We start from the raw sequence: 5,991 nt of genomic DNA, 5'->3' as shown, positions 1-5,991 counted from the left end.
AATTTTTAGTTCTGGCACACATTATGGTATCATGATGCTTATTTAAACGAGAGAAAAGTCATTACTTTTCATCATAAAGCCAACATTTGACGTATCCTGAGTCAGTTTTGAAATTTGGAGGATCTTTTTTGCATTTATCCATGGCATGAGGGCACCTATCAAGAAATCTACACTGTTCTCCTGGAGAGATAAGGCTAGGCGGGGTTCCTTTGATGTATTTTGGTTTTGTTCCATGCAAAGTTGGAATCGATTCTAGGAGGGCTTGAGTGTATGGATGCTTTGGGTTTTTGTAAATATCAAATGAAGAGCCAAACTCTACCATTTGCCCACTGTACATTATTCCAATTTTATCGGAAATCTCAGATAAAATTGCAAGGTCATGTGTGATTAGCATAAATGACATTCCTTCTTTTTTGAGTTTTTTGAGTAAGTTGATTATTTGTGCTTGAATTAAGACATCAAGGGCAGTAGTTGGCTCATCTGCAATCACAAAAGATGGTTTTAGTAGTAAAGCCATGGAAATTATCGCCCTTTGCTTCATTCCTCCGCTTAATTCATGAGGGAATTTATCTAAAACATTCTCATCTAATCCTACAGAACTAATTGATTCACTAATGCATTTTTTAAAATCGCCTTGAAAATTATGCTGTTTTAAGACCTCATAGAATTGGTCCTTTATTGTAAAGACAGGATCCAAGGAGCTCATAGCACCTTGAAATATCATAGAGATTTTTTTCCAACGAAATTTTTTATCAAATGTCTTCTCATCAAGATCTAAGATTGATTCACCATCAAGGGATACAGACCCAGAAGTTATTTTTCCTCCTTGGAGCATGCGAATAACAGATAGGCCAAGGGTACTTTTACCACAAGCACTCTCACCAGCAATTCCAAGGGATTCTCCATCATCAAGTGAGAAAGTAACATCTTGTAATGCATGAACACGGCCTTTAGAGGTTTGATATTCAGCAGAAAGATCTTTTACATCAAGGATTGTCATATAATTACATCCAAGTCCTAGTAGATTTCTGTTTTGCACTAAGGGATATATGCAACTGAGAATAAATGAAAAAACGATTCTCATGCAAGTACCAATTTGTAGATTTGATGCAAAAAATGCAGTTCTATGTCCTCAATGTGAATCAAAAGTAGAGTCAGGAGAGTTAACCAAAGCAGATGTCGAGGCATCGATCAAACTATCAGAGCTTGCAAAGAAGAACACAAAGATTGACAAATTCAAGTTACACAGATGCAGACAAGTAAATGGAGACTATATCATACATCTTGATAAAAATGACATATTTACAATTAGACAAAGTAGAGAACTTTACAAGCTAATTCAAAGTAAGTTTGATGGAAAAATCTGGCTAGTAGAAGCAGATGAGTCAGATAACAAATTCATTGAAGACTTGTTTTTTCCAACCAAATTATTATCTGTCAACTCAGTATGGCAACCAAATGGCGGTCAAAAGACCAAGGCCATTATTTCAGGAAAATGGAGTCCCAGATTCCCAATTGATATTGATAAAGCCATTGAAATTATCAAAAATGCTCGAAATCTTGATATCGAAATCGAGTTTGAAGAGGCTAGGAAGTAGAAGATTTGGCTTTTGGTAGAACTCACAACATTGAAGATTTGACCTCAGAATTGATAGGCCAAAGCGCTACACTTGGAGGCTGGGTCGAAGACTTGCGAAAACTCGGCAAAATGACATTTTTGACTCTACGAGATGTAACTGGAATAACTCAAGTTATTGTCAAAGGAGACCTTAATGAAAAATTAGAAGGATTAAACAGGCAAAGTGTAATTTCAGTTAAAGGAATAGTGCAAGACACTAAAGCAAAAGATTTTGAATTTGAATTAAAAGCTGAAGAGATTCAAGTTTTAGCAAAAGCAATTCATCCATTGCCAATTGATCCTATTGGAAGACTAGAGAGCAACATAGACAATAGATTAAATTCTCGTGCACTAGACATGCGAAACCAAAAGACTGCATCAATTTTTAAGCTAAGACATCATGTTTTAGCATCACTGCGAAAAACGCTAGTTGAAAATAAATTCATAGAGATTACAACACCTAAAATTATTGGAAGTGCTAGTGAAGGTGGCGCAAATTTATTTTCACTTGAATACTTTGGACGCACTGCATATTTAGCTCAAAGCCCACAACTATACAAAGAACAAATGACAATTGGACTAGAGCGAGTCTTTGAGATTTCAAACTTTTATCGTGCAGAAAACTCTCACACAGGACGACATCTAAGTGAATTTACATCAGTAGACATTGAAGCTGCATTTATGGATTATACAGATGTGATGGATGTACTAGAAGAATTAGTTATGCAAGTTTTCAAATATACTTCAGAGAATTGTAAAAAAGAACAAGAAGCAATAGGAAATGAAATCAAAGTTCCATCATCATCATTTGAGAGAATCACATATGCACAAGTTGTAGATGAGCTAAACTCTGCTGGAGAAAAAATTGAGTTTGGAGATGACTTGCTTGATTCACATCTTAGACTAGTTGGAGAAAAGCATCCAGGATTTTTCTTCCTTACTGATTGGCCAATGAAGCTAAAACCATTTTACATTAGAGCAAAAGATGAAGATGAAACTATCTCTCGTTCTTTTGATTTGCAGTATGGATATCTAGAGTTATCATCAGGGGGAACAAGACTTCATGACCCTGAAATTCTGAAATCACGTCTAAAAGAGCAAGGATTGGACCCTGCGCAGTTTGGCGACCACCTTCAAGCATTTGACTGGGGAATGCCACCTCATTCTGGATGGGGAATGGGACTAGACAGACTCATGACTACACTAGTTGGAATTGATAATGTTAGAGAAGTTGTATTGTATCCTAGGGACCCAGACAGATTAACACCCTAAAAAGATAAATTCAAAAAAATGAAATTATAGTATGCAATCATGCTCTTTTTGTGGGTCTGCATTTGGTGAACGCAAATGTTACTTTTGTGAGAAGAGATGTTGCACTAGTTGCATGACAGATGATAGAAGTAGATGCAAGCAATGCTATATTCATAAAAGAAAACTCACCATAAAACAAGTATTAAAGAAAAATAAAATTGTCTTAGGATTTATTGGATTTTTGTGGTTTTATGCAGTATTTCCGGGTCCTTTCTTGCCAGGATTAGACCCAGGATTTTATTTTATCACACTAGTTGCAGCAGTGCTAATCATGATTCCAGTAGGATTGGCATTATTTTTCTGGTCACTTAATCCACCATCATCTGATCTAAAAAAAGAAAAAGACTAGACTAGTCTTGATACAATTTCATTTGTAAATTCTTTTGTGGTTTTATCGCCACCAATATCTTTTGTTTTAATTCCAGATTTTACAACATCATGAACTGTACTTTCAAGCTTTGATGCAACCTCGCTGCACTTTGCATCATTGTGTTTTTGTGATAACCAATCAAGCATCATCTTTACAGACAAGATAAATGATGAAGGATTTGCAATCTGTTTTCCTGCAATATCAAATGCCGCACCATGAACTGGCTCAAATAATGCAAACTTATCACCAATGTTAGCAGCCGGTGCCATACCCAATCCCCCAACTACTTGGGAGGATTCATCAGATAATATATCGCCAAACAAGTTTGTAGTAACTATCACATCAAATGATTGTGGTTGTCGAATCAAGTTCATTGCACATGCATCAACATACATCTCTTCAAAGGAAATTCCAGGATAGTCTTGTGCAACTTCTTTGCAGGCCTTGGAAAAGATTCCATCAGTAAGACGCATTACATTTGATTTATGCACGCAAGTAACCTTGTTTTTTTGTCCTCTTTGTTTTGAAGTCTCAAATGCATATTTTGCAATGCGTTTTGAGGCATCCTCAGAGATTATTCGTAATGCTACGCCTGCACCATCTACTGCAAACTCTTTTCCAGTGTACAAATCCTCTGTATTTTCACGCACAATTACCATGTCAATATCATCATGTAAGGCAGGCATGTGGGGGTACGATTTTGCAGGACGAATGTTTGCATAAAGATCAAGCATTCTGCGTAACACCACAATCACATCAGCTGCACTCTCACCTACTGGTGCCTTTAAACAAACATCAGAGCTTTTGATTGCATCTAATGTTTCATCAGGTAAAGCTTTACCGGTATTTTTTAATGCAATGTCTCCTGCCTGTAATTCTTTAATTGAGAATTTTAAATCGAGTTTATCATTAATGGTATTGAGTACAGTTACCACTGATTCAGAGAGCTCCGGGCCAATTCCATCTCCTGTAATCAATGAAATGTTGTACATAGCATCACCAAACAATTATTGAATATATGTCATCCATTTAAGATTGAATTTGCAAGTTTTAGGATTTAGCTAATCTGTTTTTCTTGCAGCATTTTTTTGAGCATTATACGATTAATTGCATCAATTACTGCCTTGACTGAAGTTGTAACTATATCTTCTCCAACAGATTTTGCAGAAACTTTGTTTCCTTGGGCATCTTCAACTTTTACAGTAACCTCACATAATGCATTAGAACCACCAGATATTGATGCTAATCCATAATCTTTTATTCGAATTTCAGAGAGCTTACCAGTAATCTTTTGAATTGCATTTAATGCTGCATCAACTGGACCTACACCATAATCAGTTCCAACATGATCTTCACCATTTACATTTAATTCAACAAATGCATATGGCATCGTTCCAATTCCAGTAGATACTGAAAATCTTGTTAACTGTACAATTCTTTTAAGATCTTTTTCTCCCATCACATCACTTGCAATAGATAACAACTCGACGTCGGTGAGTTGTTTTCCTTGATCACCAATTACTTTGACTTTGTCTAAGATTTGTTTTGATTGCTCTTCGTTTGGTTTTACTCCGTATTCAGCTAGCATTGCATTCATGCCATGAACTCCAGCATGTTTTCCTACTTGTAACCATCTTCTTCTGCCAACTAATTCAGGACTAATAGGCTCGTATGTGAGCGGATTACTCAATACACCGTGTGTGTGGATACCTGACTCATGACCAAATGCGTTAGCGCCAACTATTGCTTTGTTAGGCTGGACGATGATTCCAACTGTCTTTGAGATGAATCTTGAGGTTTCGTAGATTAATTCTGATTTGATATTAGTTTCATACTTTTGCTCATATGGTAAGCATTTGAGTGCCATTGAAAGCTCTTCTAATGATGCATTTCCTGCACGTTCTCCAATTCCATTAATTGTAACATGTGCACATGCAGCTCCTGCATGAATTCCTGCCAAAGAGTTTGCAACTGCTAAACCAAAATCATTGTGACAGTGAACACTAACTGGTAATTGAGTAGCTTCGATAGTATCTTTTGTTATTTCAGACATGTATTCTGGTGTTGAATATCCAACAGTGTCAGGAATATTAACACGGTCTGCACCTGCTTTTGCAACTGCGCCAAATACTTTTTTCAAGAATTCTCTGTCTGTTCTTGATGCATCTTCAGCTGAAAACTCTACTTGAAGACCACGTGACTTGCCATACTCTACTGCCTCGATTGCTTTTTCAAGTGCTTGGTCGCGTGTCATTTTGAGTTTGTGCTCCAAGTGAATATCTGAAGTTGCAATGAATGTGTGAACGTAATTTAATCCAGCATCAACTGCAGCATCAATATCTTTTTTTATTGTTCTAGTCAATCCTGCAATCTCACAAGATAATCCTGCAGAAGTAATCATCTTTACTGCTTTTTGTTCACCTTCAGAGATTACTGGAAAGCCTGCCTCTATTGCATCAACTCCTAATTCATCAAGTTTTTTTGCAATTGCTAATTTTTGATCAGGAGATAATGAAACACCGATTGTTTGTTCTCCATCTCTTAGTGTGGTATCAAAAATTCTAACTTTGGTCATACAGAACTACTCCGTTGTAATGCAGCAACACCTGTTCTTGCAACATCTATAATGCCAAAGGGTTTTGCCAACTCTTCAAATGCTCGAATTTGGTCAGGAGTTGCAGTCAACTCTACC

The 5,991-nt window shown here is 36.6% G+C and carries 7 protein-coding genes; 3 read left to right on the top strand and 4 right to left on the bottom strand.

The features are described from left to right. Positions 1-61 precede the first annotated feature (61 nt). Positions 62-1,000, bottom strand: a complete 939-nt coding sequence (locus tag C6988_RS08590; RefSeq protein WP_182134672.1) for an ABC transporter ATP-binding protein — start codon at positions 998-1,000, stop codon at positions 62-64. Positions 1,001-1,082: 82 nt separating this feature from the next. Between C6988_RS08590 and C6988_RS08585 the strand changes: the two genes are divergently transcribed. The 3 genes from C6988_RS08585 (at position 1,083) to C6988_RS08575 (ending at position 3,278) form a co-directional block, all read left to right on the top strand. After that, a complete protein-coding gene (locus tag C6988_RS08585) occupies positions 1,083-1,598 on the top strand; it encodes a transcription elongation factor NusA (RefSeq protein WP_182134671.1) in 516 nt (171 codons plus the stop codon). A gap of 5 nt (positions 1,599-1,603) precedes the next feature. Then, complete coding sequence (aspS, locus tag C6988_RS08580; RefSeq protein ID WP_182134670.1) at positions 1,604-2,890, top strand: aspartate--tRNA(Asn) ligase; 1,287 nt, start codon at positions 1,604-1,606, stop codon at positions 2,888-2,890. 112 nt (positions 2,891-3,002) lie between these two features. Next, entirely contained in the window at positions 3,003-3,278 is a 276-nt protein-coding gene (locus C6988_RS08575; protein WP_182134669.1) for a hypothetical protein, read from the top strand. Here C6988_RS08575 and C6988_RS08570 read toward each other — a convergent pair. The 3 genes from C6988_RS08570 to C6988_RS08560 all read right to left on the bottom strand — a co-directional run bounded on the left by C6988_RS08570 (position 3,275) and on the right by C6988_RS08560 (position 5,984). Then, on the bottom strand, positions 3,275-4,291 hold the full coding sequence (locus tag C6988_RS08570; RefSeq protein ID WP_182134668.1) for an isocitrate/isopropylmalate dehydrogenase family protein: 1,017 nt from the start codon (positions 4,289-4,291) through the stop codon (positions 3,275-3,277). The two genes, C6988_RS08575 and C6988_RS08570, sit on opposite strands and share 4 nt — an antisense overlap. A gap of 65 nt (positions 4,292-4,356) precedes the next feature. Continuing rightward, positions 4,357-5,874 (bottom strand): 2-isopropylmalate synthase, encoded by a 1,518-nt coding sequence (locus tag C6988_RS08565; protein ID WP_182134667.1) that lies wholly within the window; start codon positions 5,872-5,874, stop codon positions 4,357-4,359. Beyond that, a complete protein-coding gene (locus C6988_RS08560) occupies positions 5,871-5,984 on the bottom strand; it encodes a hypothetical protein (RefSeq protein ID WP_255464452.1) in 114 nt (37 codons plus the stop codon). The genes C6988_RS08565 and C6988_RS08560 overlap by 4 nt, the downstream gene beginning before the upstream one ends. Between the last annotated feature and the right edge of the window lie 7 nt (positions 5,985-5,991).

Source organism: Nitrosopumilus sp. b1 (genome assembly GCF_014078545.1).
Lineage (GTDB): Archaea > Thermoproteota > Nitrososphaeria > Nitrososphaerales > Nitrosopumilaceae > PXYB01.
The sequence above is the reverse complement of the archived record's forward strand: the minus strand, read 5'-3'. Positions and strand labels throughout refer to the sequence as shown.